The sequence below is a fragment of the Pseudomonas sp. ACN5 genome, from assembly GCF_002303975.1.
GTDB lineage: Bacteria > Pseudomonadota > Gammaproteobacteria > Pseudomonadales > Pseudomonadaceae > Aquipseudomonas > Aquipseudomonas laurylsulfatiphila.
The window spans coordinates 365,628-380,272 of the sequence record NZ_MRCP01000004.1; the positions used below are offsets into that span (position 1 = coordinate 365,628).

Annotated in this window: 11 protein-coding genes; 10 read left to right on the plus strand and 1 reads right to left on the minus strand. The window is 59.9% G+C overall.

The features are described 5' to 3' along the window. Positions 1–2 precede the first annotated feature (2 nt). The 10 genes from lpxB (at position 3) to ispD (ending at position 13,537) form a co-directional block, all read left to right on the plus strand. Positions 3–1,133: a lipid-A-disaccharide synthase gene (lpxB, locus tag BSF40_RS10310; RefSeq protein ID WP_095965042.1), complete on the plus strand. Its 1,131-nt coding sequence runs from the start codon at positions 3–5 to the stop codon at positions 1,131–1,133. 11 nt (positions 1,134–1,144) lie between these two features. After that, positions 1,145–1,771: a ribonuclease HII gene (gene rnhB, locus BSF40_RS10315; RefSeq protein ID WP_007978371.1), complete on the plus strand. Its 627-nt coding sequence runs from the start codon at positions 1,145–1,147 to the stop codon at positions 1,769–1,771. 345 nt (positions 1,772–2,116) lie between these two features. Further along, a complete protein-coding gene (dnaE, locus tag BSF40_RS10320; protein ID WP_095965043.1) occupies positions 2,117–5,638 on the plus strand; it encodes a DNA polymerase III subunit alpha in 3,522 nt (1,173 codons plus the stop codon). Positions 5,639–5,777: 139 nt separating this feature from the next. Continuing rightward, positions 5,778–6,725, plus strand: coding sequence for an acetyl-CoA carboxylase carboxyltransferase subunit alpha (locus tag BSF40_RS10325; protein WP_007978369.1), 948 nt, complete (start codon positions 5,778–5,780; stop codon positions 6,723–6,725). 126 nt (positions 6,726–6,851) lie between these two features. Beyond that, positions 6,852–8,180: a tRNA lysidine(34) synthetase TilS gene (gene tilS / locus BSF40_RS10330; RefSeq protein ID WP_095965044.1), complete on the plus strand. Its 1,329-nt coding sequence runs from the start codon at positions 6,852–6,854 to the stop codon at positions 8,178–8,180. Between the two features lie 274 nt (positions 8,181–8,454). Beyond that, positions 8,455–10,086: a CTP synthase gene (locus tag BSF40_RS10335; protein WP_007970707.1), complete on the plus strand. Its 1,632-nt coding sequence runs from the start codon at positions 8,455–8,457 to the stop codon at positions 10,084–10,086. Between the two features lie 5 nt (positions 10,087–10,091). Beyond that, positions 10,092–10,937: a 3-deoxy-8-phosphooctulonate synthase gene (gene kdsA, locus BSF40_RS10340; RefSeq protein WP_007970708.1), complete on the plus strand. Its 846-nt coding sequence runs from the start codon at positions 10,092–10,094 to the stop codon at positions 10,935–10,937. Positions 10,938–11,093: 156 nt separating this feature from the next. After that, the gene (gene eno / locus BSF40_RS10345; protein ID WP_015093774.1) at positions 11,094–12,383 is read left to right on the plus strand and encodes a phosphopyruvate hydratase; all 1,290 of its coding nucleotides are present in this window, start codon (positions 11,094–11,096) and stop codon (positions 12,381–12,383) included. 171 nt (positions 12,384–12,554) lie between these two features. After that, the gene (ftsB, locus tag BSF40_RS10350) at positions 12,555–12,833 is read left to right on the plus strand and encodes a cell division protein FtsB (protein ID WP_007970710.1); all 279 of its coding nucleotides are present in this window, start codon (positions 12,555–12,557) and stop codon (positions 12,831–12,833) included. Then, complete coding sequence (gene ispD, locus BSF40_RS10355; RefSeq protein WP_095965045.1) at positions 12,830–13,537, plus strand: 2-C-methyl-D-erythritol 4-phosphate cytidylyltransferase; 708 nt, start codon at positions 12,830–12,832, stop codon at positions 13,535–13,537. The genes ftsB and ispD overlap by 4 nt, the downstream gene beginning before the upstream one ends. A 178-nt stretch (positions 13,538–13,715) precedes the next feature. Here the strand turns inward: ispD and BSF40_RS10360 are convergent, their stop codons facing one another. Beyond that, entirely contained in the window at positions 13,716–14,612 is an 897-nt protein-coding gene (locus BSF40_RS10360) for a LysR substrate-binding domain-containing protein (RefSeq protein ID WP_095965046.1), read from the minus strand. Between the last annotated feature and the right edge of the window lie 33 nt (positions 14,613–14,645).

The window sequence follows — 14,645 nt, forward strand, 5'->3', positions numbered from 1 at the left end:
CCATGGCCAATCTGCGTATTGCGCTGGTAGCGGGTGAGGCTTCCGGTGACATTCTGGGTGCGGGCCTCATGCGCGCGCTCAAAGCTCGCCACCCGGCGGTCGAGTTCATCGGTGTCGGTGGTCCGTTGATGCAGGCTGAAGGCCTGACCTCGTATTTCCCGATGGAGCGTCTGTCCGTCATGGGCCTGGTGGAAGTGCTGGGCCGGTTGCGCGAGTTGCTGGCGCGGCGCAAGAAGCTGGTCGCCGACCTGATCGCCGCGAAACCCGATGTGTTCATCGGTATCGATGCGCCGGACTTCAACCTCAATATCGAACTCAAACTGCGTCAGGCCGGTATCAAGACCGTGCATTACGTCAGTCCGTCGGTGTGGGCCTGGCGGCAGAAACGCGTGCTGAAAATTCGCGAAGGCTGCGACCTGATGCTCACGCTGTTCCCGTTCGAAGCCAAATTTTATGAAGAGAAAGGCGTGCCGGTGCGGTTCGTCGGCCATACCCTGGCCGATGCCATTCCACTCGAAGCCGATCGCGCGGCTGCGCGGGCCGAGCTCGGTTTGCCTGACGGGCCGCTGGTGGCGTTGATGCCAGGCAGCCGTGGCGGTGAAGTTGGCCGGCTAGGTGCGTTGTTTCTCGATACCGCGCAGCGCCTGCGGGCGTTGCGCCCGGGTGTGCGGTTTGTCATGCCTTGCGCCAGTGCACAGCGTCGCGCACAGCTTGAAGAACTGTTGGCTGGTCGCGATCTGCCGCTGACGCTGCTCGACGGACAGTCGCATCTGGCCCTGGCAGCGTGCGATGCGGTGTTGATTGCCTCCGGTACCGCGACGCTCGAAGCATTGCTGTACAAGCGGCCGATGGTGGTCGCCTATCGCCTGGCGCCGCTGACGTTCTGGATACTCAAGCGCATGGTGAAAAGCCCCTACATTTCGTTGCCGAACCTGTTGGCTCAGCGTCTATTGGTGCCCGAGTTGTTGCAGGACGATGCTACGGTCGAAGCGCTGGCCCAGACCCTGTCACCCTTGATCGAGGGTGGGGAAGAGCAGACCCGTGGCTTTGACGAGATTCACCGGACCCTGCGTCTGGATGCCTCCAACCAGGCGGCGGACGCCGTGCTGAACCTGATCGGCCAAGTAGAATGAGTAAAACGAACATGCAGATGGGGCTGGACTTTACCTTGGTCGCTGAAGTCGAAGAGTTGGTTGCCGGCGTCGATGAAGTCGGTCGCGGCCCGCTCTGTGGCGCAGTAGTGACGGCGGCGGTGATTCTTGATCCGAACCGCCCGATCCTCGGCCTGAACGACTCGAAGAAACTCACCGAGGCCCGTCGCGAAAAGCTCTACGACGAAATCTGCGAAAAAGCCCTGAGCTGGTGCATCGCTCGCGCCGAAGTCGAGGAAATCGACGAACTGAATATCCTCCACGCCACCATGCTGGCCATGCAGCGTGCGGTCGCCGGGCTGCATATTCAGCCGAAACTGGCGATGATCGACGGCAACCGCTGCCCGAAACTGCCGATGCGTTCCGAAGCTGTGGTGAAGGGCGACAGCAAGGTTCCAGCCATCGCTGCTGCGTCTATTCTGGCCAAGGTCAGTCGCGACCGGGAAATGGCTGCGTTCGAGTTGATCTACCCCGGCTACGGCATCGGTGGCCACAAGGGCTACCCGACACCCGTTCATCTGGAAGCGCTCGCCCGTCTTGGCCCGACCCCGATTCACCGGCGCTCCTTTGCTCCGGTGCGTCTGGCTTACGAGGCGCGGGAAAGTCTCATCGAGAGTTAGGGGGCGTTCTCAACTAGTTTCCCCACCGCGCCGGGCCTGCTCTTGTGCAGGGCAAGGCGCGAGAAGCGTAGTTTGGTCATTCCAAATAAGCTTCGAGCAACGCAGCCCTGCACAAGAGCAGGCCCGGCCCTTCGGGTTGTGCCTTGAAGCGGGCCAGGCTGCGTTGCAGGCCTTGGAAAGGGAGCAACCATTCCCAGCGGCCTGCGCCTTGCCTGGCCCGCTTCAAGGCGACAACGCGGTGGGGAAACTAGTTGAGAACGCCCCCTGATCGCAAGGCTGATTTTTTTTACCAAGGCCCGGTACAATCCGGGCCTTGTTGTCTTTACGTTCTCAGACAGGATCACTATGCCGGCTTCATTCGTTCACCTACGCCTGCACACTGAATACTCCCTGGTCGACGGTCTGGTGCGGATCAAGCCGCTGGTCAAGACCCTGGTCGGCATGAACATGCCTGCCGTGGCGGTCACCGACCAGAACAACATGTGTTCCCTGGTCAAATTCTATAAAAACGCCATGGGTGCCGGGATCAAGCCGATCTGCGGCGCCGACCTGTGGCTGTCGAACAAGGATCCGGACAACCCGCTGAGCCGGATCAGCCTGCTGGTGATGAACGCCGAAGGCTATCGCAACCTCACCGAACTGATTTCCCGCGGCTTTATCGAAGGTCAGCGCAATGGCGCAATCATCATCGAGCGCGAATGGGTCGCTGAAGCCAGCGCCGGCTTGATCATGTTGTCGGCGGCCAAAGAGGGCGAGATCGGCCAGGCCATGCTCAGCGGCAACCCCGCGGAGGCCGAAACCCTGGCCCGCGAATGGATGGACGTTTTTCCGGATCGTTTCTACCTGGAGATCCAGCGCACCAACCGCCCCAACGATGAAGAACAACTGCACGGCGCCGTGGCCCTGGCCGAGAAGCTCGGTGCGCCGCTGGTGGCGACCAACGACGTGCGTTTCATCAAACAGGAAGACTTCGCCGCCCACGAAACCCGCGTCTGCATCGGTGAGGGCCGTGCTCTCGACGATCCGCGGCGTTCAAAGAACTACAGCGATCAGCAGTACCTCAAAAGCGCCGAGGAAATGGCCGAGCTGTTCAGCGACATTCCCGAGGCGCTGGAAAACACCGTCGAGATCGCCAAGCGTTGCAACATCGAAGTGAAGCTGGGTACGCACTTCCTTCCCAACTTCCCGATCCCTGATGGCATGACCATCGACGAGTACTTCCGCAAAGTGTCCTTCGATGGCCTGGAAGAACGGCTTGCCGTCCTGCTGCCCAAGGACACCACCGAAGACTACGAAACCAAGCGTCAGGTCTATGTCGACCGGCTGAATTTTGAGCTGGATATCATCATCCAGATGGGCTTCCCCGGTTACTTCCTGATCGTGATGGACTTTATCCAGTGGGCCAAGAACAACGGCGTGCCGGTAGGTCCTGGCCGTGGGTCGGGTGCCGGATCGCTGGTGGCCTATGTGCAGAAGATCACCGACCTCGACCCGCTGGAATATGACCTGCTGTTCGAACGTTTCCTCAATCCGGAACGGGTATCGATGCCCGACTTCGACGTCGACTTCTGCATGGACGGTCGCGATCGGGTGATCGACTACGTGGCCGAGAAGTACGGTCGCAACGCGGTAAGCCAGATCATCACCTTCGGTTCCATGGCCGCCAAGGCTGTGGTCCGCGACGTGGCGCGGGTGCAGGGCAAGTCCTATGGCCTGGCGGACCGTCTGTCGAAGATGATCCCGTTCGAAGTCGGCATGACCCTGGAAAAGGCCTACGAGCAGGAAGAGATCCTGCGCGACTTCATCAAGGTCGATGAAGAGGCCGCGGAAATCTGGGAGATGGCCCGCAAGCTTGAAGGCGTTGTGCGTAACGTCGGCAAGCATGCCGGTGGCGTGGTGATCGCCCCGACCAAACTGACCGACTTCTCGCCGATCTACTGCGACGAAGCGGGCGATGGCCTGGTAACCCAGTTCGACAAGGACGACGTTGAAGCGGCCGGTCTGGTGAAGTTCGACTTCCTCGGTTTGCGGACCCTGACGATCATCGATTGGGCGCTGAAAACCATCAACCGCGACCGCGCCAAGGTCAACGAGCCGCCGCTGGATATCGCGTTCATCCCGCTGGACGACAAACCGACCTACACCTTGCTGCAAAAAGCCGAAACCACGGCGGTGTTCCAGCTTGAATCCCGGGGCATGAAAGAGCTGATCAAAAAGCTCAAGCCCGACTGCCTGGAAGACTTGATCGCACTGGTGGCCCTGTTCCGTCCGGGCCCGCTGCAATCGGGCATGGTGGACGACTTCATCAACCGCAAGCACGGTCGCGCCGAGCTGGCGTATCCGCACTCGGACTACCAGTACGAAGGCCTCAAGCCCGTACTGGCACCGACCTACGGCATCATCCTGTATCAGGAACAGGTGATGCAGATTGCCCAGGTCATGGCCGGCTACACCCTCGGTGGTGCGGACATGCTGCGTCGCGCCATGGGCAAGAAAAAACCTGAGGAAATGGCCAAGCAGCGCGGCGGCTTCATTGAAGGTTGCGCCACCAACAATATCGACGCGGACCTGGCCGGTAACATTTTCGACCTGGTGGAAAAATTCGCCGGTTACGGCTTCAACAAGTCCCACTCCGCCGCCTATGGCCTGGTGTCGTACCAGACCGCGTGGCTGAAGGCGCACTACCCGGCGCCGTTCATGGCCGCGGTACTCTCGGCGGATATGCACAACACCGACAAGGTCGTGACCTTGATCGAAGAAGTGCGGACCATGAAGCTGCGTCTCGACGCGCCGGACGTAAACACTTCCGAGTTCAAGTTCACGGTGAACGACGAAGGCCGGATCATCTACGGCCTGGGTGCAATCAAGGGCGTGGGTGAGGGACCGGTCGAGGCCATCACCGAAGCGCGTCTGGCCGGGCCGTTCAAGGATCTGTTCGATTTCTGTGCCCGGGTCGACCTCAAGCGCATCAACAAGCGCACCCTCGACGGCTTGATTCGCAGCGGTGCCCTGGATCGCCTCGGGCCGTATTTCCACGATGAGCAGAAAGCCTACCAGGCCAATATCGACCGCAATCGCGCGGTGCTGCTGACGGCCATGGAAGAGGCGATCAAGGCCGCCGAACAGACTGCGCGGACCCAGGACAGCGGTCACTCCGACCTGTTTGGCGGTCTGTTTGTCGAAGAAGACGCCGACGTCTACGCCAACCACCGCAAGGCCAAGGAACTGACCCTCAAGGAGCGTCTCAAAGGCGAGAAAGATACCCTCGGCCTGTACCTGACCGGTCACCCGATTGACGAGTACGAGGGTGAAATCCGTCGCTTCGCCCGTCAGCGCATCATCGATCTGAAACCGGCGCGTGATACCCAGACCGTTGCCGGGATGATCATCGCCTTGCGGGTGATGAAGAACAAAAAGGGCGACAAGATGGGGTTCATCACCCTCGACGACCGCTCCGGACGGATCGAGGCCTCGCTGTTTTCCGAGGCGTTCCATTCGGCGCAGTCACTGTTGCAGACCGACGCGATGGTGGTGGTCGAAGGCGAAGTCAGCAATGACGACTTCTCCGGTGGCCTGAAATTGCGGGTCAAGCGGGTGATGAGCATGGAAGATGCGCGCACCAACCTGGCCGAAAGCCTGCGCCTGAAGTTGCATGCCAAGGATCTCAAGGGCGATCAGCTACGCTGGTTGGGCGAACTGTTGAAGCGTCACCGCGGTGCGTGCCCGATCACCATGGACTACACCAGTCCCGATGCGAAGGCCTTGTTGCAGTTCGGCGAGGGCTGGCGGATCGATCCGGCGGATGCGTTGATTCAAGCCCTGCGTGACCAGTTCGGGCGAGACAACGTCTTCCTCCAATACCGTTGACGGTCAGTGCTATCAGATTGCCCTGACCCAGACCTGAATTTTTAATCTCGACCTCAACGCGCCTGTCCCTTAAGGTAGGGCGCGAATAGACAACCGGCCGGCCCAAGATCCCTTGGGACTCGACCCAAGACGGACGCCTATGAACCCGAATTTTCTAGATTTCGAACAGCCGATCGCCGACCTGCAAGCCAAGATCGAAGAGTTGCGCTTGGTCGGTAATGACAATTCGCTGAATATCGGCGATGAGATCTCCCGCCTGCAGGACAAGAGCAAAACGCTGACCGAAGACATTTTCGGCAAGCTGACCAGCTGGCAGATCGCACGCCTGGCACGTCACCCGAAACGTCCGTATACCCTGGACTACATCGAACACATCTTCACCGAGTTCGACGAACTGCACGGTGACCGTCACTTCTCCGACGACGCGGCCATCGTTGGCGGCATCGCCCGTCTGGACGACAAGCCAGTCATGGTCATCGGCCACCAGAAGGGCCGTGAAGTGCGCGAGAAGGTTCGCCGCAACTTCGGCATGCCGCGTCCGGAAGGCTACCGCAAGGCTTGCCGCCTGATGGAAATGGCCGAACGCTTCAAGATGCCGATCCTGACCTTCATTGACACCCCGGGCGCTTACCCTGGCATCGACGCTGAAGAGCGCAACCAGAGCGAAGCGATTGCCTGGAACCTGCGGGTCATGGCGCGCCTGAAAACCCCAATCATCGCCACCGTGATCGGTGAGGGTGGTTCCGGTGGTGCACTGGCAATCGGTGTCTGCGACCAGTTGAACATGCTGCAATACTCGACCTACGCGGTGATTTCGCCGGAAGGTTGCGCTTCGATTCTGTGGAAAACCGCCGAGAAGGCACCGGATGCCGCAGAAGCGATGGGCATCACCGCCGAGCGCCTCAAGGGTCTGGGCATCGTGGACAAGGTGATTGGCGAGCCATTGGGCGGCGCGCACCGTGACCCGGCCGCTGCCGCTGCATCGATCCGCGCCGAGCTGAGCTCGCAACTGGCGATGCTGAAGAAGTTCGATAACGACGCGCTGCTCAAGCGCCGTTACGATCGACTGATGAGCTACGGTCTCTGATCTCGGCTTGAATGTGGGAGCGGGCTTGCTCGCGAAAGCGGTATAACAATCAACTGATGTGTTGAATGTTCAGCCGCCTTCGCGAGCAAGCCCGCTCCCACATTTGATTTGTGCAAAGGGAGAGATATGGATCGGCCCGCGATTGACTTGCCTTCCAGGCTTTTGCTGAATCTGAAACCGTGGCGTAACGCTCCGGCTTGGCACATCGCCTTCTCCGGCGGCCTGGACTCCACCGTCCTGCTGCACCTCCTTGCACATCTCGCAAAAACCGAATCCCTGCCGGCGCTGTGCGCCATCCATGTTCATCACGGCCTTCAAGCTGTGGCCGATGCGTGGCCGGAACATTGTCGTTCTGTGTGCGCTGCGCTGGGCGTCCCGTTGCAGATCGTTCAGGTGCAGGTGCAGCCCGGTGCCAGTCTGGAGCGTGCGGCGCGGGACGCGCGTTATCACGCGTTCACCGAAGTGATACTGCCCGATGAGGTCCTGCTGACCGCCCAGCACCGCGACGATCAGGCGGAAACCTTGCTGTTCCGTATGTTGCGTGGGGCCGGCGTGCGCGGGCTGTCGGGTATGCCGCGTCAACGCCCGTTGGGCAAGGGCCATCTGCTGAGGCCATTGCTCGACGTCACGCGGGCTGAACTGGAGACCTATGCCAACGAGCATGGCTTGAGCTGGATCGAAGATCCTTCAAACGAAGATCGGCAGTACTCGCGCAACTACCTGCGGCATCAAGTCTTCCCCGCCTTGACCCGGCGCTGGCCACAAGCGGTGGCAACCATGGCCCGCAGCGCGGCGCATCTGACTGAGGCGCAGGGGTTGCTCGAAGAACTGGCAGACATGGATTTGCGTAACGCCAACTCTGTCAGTGAGTTCGCCTGGCTGGGCTTGCGATCCCTTGAACTGGCGTCGCTTGCGCAACTCTCCGACGCCCGGCAGCGCAATGCCTTGAGTCATTGGCTCGAACCGCTGACCCGCCTGCCGGACACTGACCATTGGTCGGGTTGGGAGGATTTGCGCGACGCCAGCGGCGATGCCTGCCCGGTGTGGCGGCTGGCCGATGGTGAACTGCATCGGGCTGGCGGGCGGATCTGGTGGTTGTCCGGCCGCTGGTTGCGCCCTCTGCCTGTCGCCGGAGCGTGGCAGGACCCGCGTTCACCGCTGGTAACCCCGGACAACGGCATGCTGTCGCTCACCGGACAAATCCCCGATGGCCCGTTACAGATCCGCTATCGTGAAGGGGGAGAGGTCATGGCTTTGCCAGGCCGCGGCCATCGGGACCTGAAACGTTTGCTCAATGAAAGCGCTGTACCGTCCTTCGTGCGCGGCAGATTGCCGCTGCTCTACAAAGAGGGGCAATTGCTGGCGGTAGCGAACCTCAACGGGCTCGATGGTGGTGCGATCGGTAACTGGCATTTGCATTGGCAGCCACTGAACGAAGATCAAGGTTTGAGCTGAAAGGGGCTTTCCGGTAGACTACGCTCCCTTCTTGATACAACTTCTGTGGATTCGCCTGAATTGCAGGAGTTGCCGATTACCAAGCAGTCTTTGCTGGGCGATTCCAAAAAATGTGTAGCGAGCAACGAACCGGTGATTCATTTCCCGGTCTGTCCCAACGCGGCGGTTTTTTTGAAAGGTGCACTGTGATTAATGCAGGTGATCGGGGGCTTCGGCCTTCCTTCGCTTTCCCCGGCGGCTCGGACCGCTTTAACGCAGACTTCTAGGGTTTTTCATGACGCGCTACATATTCGTCACGGGCGGTGTTGTTTCTTCATTGGGGAAAGGCATTGCATCGGCATCATTGGCGGCCATCCTGGAGGCGCGGGGACTTAAGGTCACCATGCTGAAGCTGGACCCGTACATCAACGTCGACCCGGGCACCATGAGCCCGTTCCAGCACGGTGAAGTGTTCGTCACACACGACGGCGCCGAGACCGACCTGGACCTGGGTCACTACGAGCGGTTCATCCGCACGACCATGACCCAGAACAACAACTTCACCACCGGCCGTGTCTACGAACACGTCCTGCGCAAAGAGCGCCGTGGTGACTACCTGGGTGCAACCATCCAGGTGATTCCGCACATCACCGACGAAATCAAGCGCCGTATCATCAAGGGTGCCGGCGACGCTGACGTGGCCATGGTCGAGATCGGTGGCACCGTGGGTGACATCGAGTCGCAACCGTTCCTCGAAGCGATCCGCCAACTGCGTTTCGAAGTCGGCGCCAAGCGCGCGATGCTGATGCACCTGACACTGGTGCCGTACATCGCCACTGCCGGTGAAACCAAAACCAAGCCAACCCAGCACTCGGTGAAGGAACTGCGTTCCATCGGCCTGCAACCAGACGTGCTGGTCTGCCGCTCCGACCACCCGATCGATGTGTCGTCGCGTCGCAAGATCGCGCAGTTCACCAACGTTGAAGAGCGTGCGGTGATCGCGCTGGAAGACGCCGATACCATCTACAAGATCCCGGGCATCCTGCACTCCCAGGGCCTGGACGATTTCGTCGTCGAGCGCTTCGGCCTGCAATGCGGCGGTGCCGATCTGTCCGAGTGGGAAGCCGTGGTCGACGCCAAGCTCAACCCTGAGCACGAAGTCACCATCGCCATGGTCGGCAAGTACATGGAGCTGCTGGACGCCTACAAGTCGCTGATCGAAGCGATGAGTCACGCCGGCATCAGCAACCGTACCAAGGTCAACCTGCGCTACATCGATTCCGAAGACATCGAGAACCAGGGCACTGCGCTGCTGGAAGGCGTCGACGCGATCCTGGTGCCTGGCGGCTTCGGTCTGCGTGGCGTTGAAGGCAAGATCACTGCCGTTCAATACGCTCGCGAAAACAAGGTTCCATACCTGGGTATCTGCCTGGGCATGCAAGTGGCCGTAATCGAGTTCGCCCGTAACGTGATGGGCTGGAAAGACGCCAACTCCACCGAGTTCGATCGTGCAAGCGGTCACCCGGTCGTGGGCCTGATCACCGAGTGGGAAGATGCCACCGGTGCGGTCGAAACCCGTACCGAAGCTTCCGATCTGGGCGGCACCATGCGTCTGGGCGCGCAGGATTGCCTGCTGGAGCCAGGTTCCCTGGTTCATGGTTGCTATGGCAAGGACGTGATCGTCGAGCGTCACCGTCATCGCTACGAAGTGAACAACAACCTGCTGCCGCAAATCATGGAAGCCGGTTTGAAAATCTCCGGTCGTTCCGGGGATGGCGCACTGGTTGAAGTGGTTGAAGCACCGGATCATCCATGGTTCGTCGCTTGCCAGTTCCACCCTGAGTTCACCTCGACGCCACGCGACGGTCATCCGCTGTTCAGCGGTTTCGTCAAGGCCGCGTTGGCTCAACACCAGAAGAAGGCGTAACCCCGATGGCACAGAAGATCATCCGCGTCGGCGACATCGAGATTGCCAACGACAAACCCATGGTGCTGTTCGGCGGCATGAACGTGCTGGAAAGCCGTGACATGGCCATGCAGGTTTGCGAAGAGTATGTGAAGGTCACCGAAAAGCTCGGTATCCCTTACGTGTTCAAGGCCAGTTTCGACAAGGCCAACCGGTCTTCTGTGACCTCCTATCGTGGTCCGGGCCTGGAAGAAGGCATGCGCATCTTCCAGGACATCAAGCAAGCCTTCGGCGTGCCGGTCATCACCGACGTCCACGAGCCTGACCAGGCCGCGGTCGTCGCTGAAGTCTGTGACATCATCCAGTTGCCGGCCTTCCTGTCGCGCCAGACCGACCTCGTGGTCGCAATGGCCAAAACGGGCGCCGTGATCAACATCAAGAAAGCCCAGTTCCTCGCCCCCCAGGAAATGAAGCACATCCTGAACAAGTGCGTGGAAGCGGGTAATGATCAGTTGATTCTCTGCGAGCGTGGTTCGAGCTTCGGCTACAACAACCTGGTCGTCGACATGCTCGGCTTCGGCATCATGAAGCAGTTCGAATACCCGGTGTTCTTCGACGTGACCCATGCGCTGCAAATGCCTGGCGGTCGCTCCGATTCCGCCGGCGGTCGTCGCGCCCAGGTCACCGACCTGGCGAAGGCCGGCATGAGCCAGTCGCTGGCCGGCCTGTTCCTGGAAGCCCACCCGGATCCGGACAACGCCAAATGTGACGGTCCTTGCGCCTTGCGCCTGGACAAACTGGAGCCATTCCTGGCCCAGCTCAAAGCCCTGGACGAACTGGTGAAGAGTTTTCCGACGGTAGAAACCGCGTAATCCTCAATTCTCCGGTAAAGTACCGCACGATTTAATGCTCAGGCCCTCGAGCCTGAGCCTTGTCGTCTGCAAGACTGCCCGCTGCACCTCGCTTGCCGACGACCAAAGATTTCCTACAGCTGCGTCGTTTTCGTCAACTTTGGAGTGTTTACAACAATGGCTAAAATCGTCGACATCAAAGGTCGTGAAGTTCTCGACTCCCGTGGCAATCCCACCGTGGAAGCGGATGTGCTTCTCGATAACGGCATCATCGGCAGCGCCTGCGCGCCGTCCGGTGCTTCCACTGGCTCGCGTGAAGCGCTCGAGCTGCGTGATGGCGACAAGAGCCGTTACCTGGGCAAGGGTGTTCTGAAGGCCGTAGCCAACATCAACGGTCCGATCAAGGACCTGTTGAAAGGCATGGACCCAAGCGACCAGAAAGCGCTCGATCTGGCAATGATCAAGCTCGACGGTACTGAAAACAAAGGTTCCCTGGGCGCCAACGCGATCCTCGCCGTTTCCCTGGCTGCCGCCAAGGCCGCCGCACAGGACCAGGACCTGCCGCTGTACGCTCACATCGCCAACCTGAACGGCACCCCGGGTGTCTACTCGATGCCGGTTCCGATGATGAACATCATCAACGGCGGCGAGCACGCCGATAACAACGTCGACATCCAGGAATTCATGGTTCAGCCGGTTGGCGCCAAGTCTTTCTCGGAAGGTCTGCGCATGGGCACCGAGATTTTCCACCACCTCAAAGCTGTACTGAAGGCCCGTGGCCTGAGCACTGCCGTCGGTGACGAAGGTGGTTTCGCGCCGAACCTGGCTTCCAACGAAGACGCTTTGAAAGTGATCTCCGAAGCCGTGGCCAATGCCGGTTACAAGCTGGGCACCGACGTGACCCTCGCCCTGGACTGCGCGGCCAGCGAATTCTACGAAGACGGCAAGTACAACCTGTCCGGCGAAGGCCAGGTGTTCACCGCCGAAGGTTTCGCTGACTACCTCAAAGGCCTGACCGAACGTTACCCGATCATCTCCATCGAAGATGGCCTGGACGAGTCCGACTGGGCTGGCTGGAAGATCCTCACCGACAAGATCGGCGAGAAGACCCAACTGGTAGGCGACGACCTGTTCGTGACCAACACCAAGATCCTGAAAGAAGGCATCGACAAGAAGATCGCCAACTCGATCCTGATCAAGTTCAACCAGATCGGCACCCTGACCGAAACCCTGGAAGCCATCCAGATGGCCAAGGCTGCCGGTTACACCGCCGTGATCTCGCACCGCTCCGGCGAAACCGAAGATTCGACCATTGCCGACCTGGCCGTGGGCACCTCGGCTGGCCAGATCAAGACCGGTTCCCTGTGCCGTTCCGATCGCGTATCCAAGTACAACCAACTGCTGCGTATCGAAGAGCAGTTGAATGGCAAGGCCAAGTACAACGGTCGCGGCGAATTCCGCGGCTGAGTCAGTACATGGTAAAAAAGACACCGGATTGTGTCGGAAAAATCGCTACGGCGACGTTTTTGCCACTAATCTGATGCCTTATATGCACAAGCCTGGTTCTTCCAGGCTTCGTGCTATCAGAAGCTTCACGTTTGGCATGGCTGTCTTTTTTCACTGGATACCTGATATTCGATGCGCAGTCCCAATTGGTTGTTCCTCATTCTGCTTTTGTTGCTGGCTGGCTTGCAGTACCGCCTGTGGGTGGGAAACGGCAGTCTGGCGCAAGTGGCCGAGTTGACGCAGCAGATCGCGGATCAGCAAGCTGAGAACCAGGCATTGCTGGAGCGCAATCGGGTAATGGACGCCGAAGTCAGTGAGTTGAAAAAGGGCATGGAGACCGTTGAAGAACGGGCTCGCCATGAGTTGGGCATGGTCAAGGACGGTGAAACCCTTTACCAGTTGGCGCAATGAGCCAGACGTTACCGGCCTTCTGGGCCGTGATTCCTGCCGCGGGCGTCGGTGCCCGTATGGCCGCGGACCGTCCCAAGCAATACTTGCAACTGGGCGGGCGCACTATTCTCGAACACAGCCTCGGCTGTTTCCTTGACCATCCTTGCCTGAAAGGCCTGGTGGTCAGTCTTGCTGTCGACGATCCTTATTGGCCGAACCTGGCGTGTGCCAGTGACCCGCGTATTGTCCGGGTCGAGGGCGGTTCCGAACGTTCCGGATCGGTGCTCAATGCCTTGCTGCACCTGCATGCGCAGGGCGCTGATAATGAGGATTGGGTACTGGTTCACGATGCCGCACGGCCGAACCTCAGTCGTGACGACCTGGACAAGCTGCTGGCTGAACTGGCTGACGACCCTGTTGGCGGACTGCTGGCGGTTCCGGCACGGGATACGCTCAAGCGGGTCGACAAGCACGGTCGTGTGCTCGAAACCGTGGATCGCAGTGTGATCTGGCAGGCCTACACGCCGCAGATGTTTCGCCTTGGGGCATTGCATCGGGCGTTGGCTGACAGCCTGGTGGCGGATGCCGTCATTACCGACGAAGCTTCGGCCATGGAGTGGGCCGGTTCGGCACCACGGCTGATCGAAGGGCGGTCCGATAACCTCAAGGTGACGCGTCCTGAAGATCTTGAATGGTTGAGACAGCGTTGGGCTAATCGTCGCTAAGTTGTGCGGCAATCAACTTTGAGACCGCGTCGCGCCTTTCGCGAGCAAGCCCGCTCCCACATTTGACCGGTGTTGCCCGCAATTTTTGTGAGCAAGACTGTTCCCCCTGTGGGAGCGGGCTTGCTCGCGAAAGCGCCGTTTCAGTCAGCCAATCTGTCACTGAGAAACACTGGTGATTCTAACCCCGATACTCCGGTCGCTCAGCCAACCCTTCCTTCAAAAAATCCACCAGCTTGCGCACCTTCGGCGATAAATGCCGCTGCTGCGGGTACAGCGCCCAAACCGCGGTGTTCGGCGGTTGATGCGCCTCCAGCAACGAAATCAATGCGCCGCTCTTCAAATGCTCCAGCACGTAATAGTCCGGCAACTGACACAACCCCACGCCCTGTAGCGCCGCGTCCAGTACGGCTTGCCCACTATTGCAGCGCCAATTTCCCTGGACTCGCTGGGAAAATTCCCGCCCGTTCTGCTCCAGTTGCCAGAGATCCGAACTGCCGATAAGACAGTTGTGGCGACTGAGTTCCGACAGGCTGTGCGGCCGGCCGTAGCGCTCAATGTAGGAGGGTGATGCGCAGAGAAACATGCGCCGTGGCGCGAGGCGGGTGGCAACCAGCCGTGAATCCTGCAAGCGCCCGAGGCGGATCGCCAGATCGAGGCCATCATGTACCAGGTCGAGTTGCCGGTTGGTCAATTCGATATCGATGCGCAGCTGTGGATACAGCCCCATGAAACGGGTCACCAACGGCACGATGAAGCGTTCACCGTAAGCCACGGCGCATGTCATGCGCAGCATGCCTTTGGGCTCGCTGGTCAAGTCGCCCACCGCGCGCAGTGCCTCTTCGCGGCCGTCCTGCAAGCGTTGGCAATGCTGCAGGAACGTTTGTCCGGCCTCGGTCAGCGCAACCCGACGGGTACTGCGGTAGAGCAAACGGGTTTGCAGGCGCTCTTCGAGGCGTACGATTTGTCGACTGATATGGGAGGACGAAACCCCCAGGCGTTCCGCCGCCGCGGTGAACTGGTTGCACTCGGCGACGGCGACAAACTCGTCGATCCCTTCCCAGCGGTTTTCGGACATCGATGATTATCCCTGTGTAGCAATAATATTTTG

Bases quoted from the DNA above. Each gene is read 5' to 3' on its own strand.
- BSF40_RS10325 (WP_007978369.1), top strand. From the start codon at position 5,778: ATGAACCCGAATTTTCTAGATTTCGAACAGCCGATCGCCGACCTGCAA.
- kdsA (WP_007970708.1), top strand. From the start codon at position 10,092: ATGGCACAGAAGATCATCCGCGTCGGCGACATCGAGATTGCCAACGAC.
- ispD (WP_095965045.1), top strand. From the start codon at position 12,830: ATGAGCCAGACGTTACCGGCCTTCTGGGCCGTGATTCCTGCCGCGGGC.
- eno (WP_015093774.1), top strand. From the start codon at position 11,094: ATGGCTAAAATCGTCGACATCAAAGGTCGTGAAGTTCTCGACTCCCGT.
- BSF40_RS10360 (WP_095965046.1), bottom strand. From the start codon at position 14,612: ATGTCCGAAAACCGCTGGGAAGGGATCGACGAGTTTGTCGCCGTCGCC.
- tilS (WP_095965044.1), top strand. From the start codon at position 6,852: ATGGATCGGCCCGCGATTGACTTGCCTTCCAGGCTTTTGCTGAATCTG.
- rnhB (WP_007978371.1), top strand. From the start codon at position 1,145: ATGCAGATGGGGCTGGACTTTACCTTGGTCGCTGAAGTCGAAGAGTTG.
- lpxB (WP_095965042.1), top strand. From the start codon at position 3: ATGGCCAATCTGCGTATTGCGCTGGTAGCGGGTGAGGCTTCCGGTGAC.
- dnaE (WP_095965043.1), top strand. From the start codon at position 2,117: ATGCCGGCTTCATTCGTTCACCTACGCCTGCACACTGAATACTCCCTG.
- ftsB (WP_007970710.1), top strand. From the start codon at position 12,555: ATGCGCAGTCCCAATTGGTTGTTCCTCATTCTGCTTTTGTTGCTGGCT.
- BSF40_RS10335 (WP_007970707.1), top strand. From the start codon at position 8,455: ATGACGCGCTACATATTCGTCACGGGCGGTGTTGTTTCTTCATTGGGG.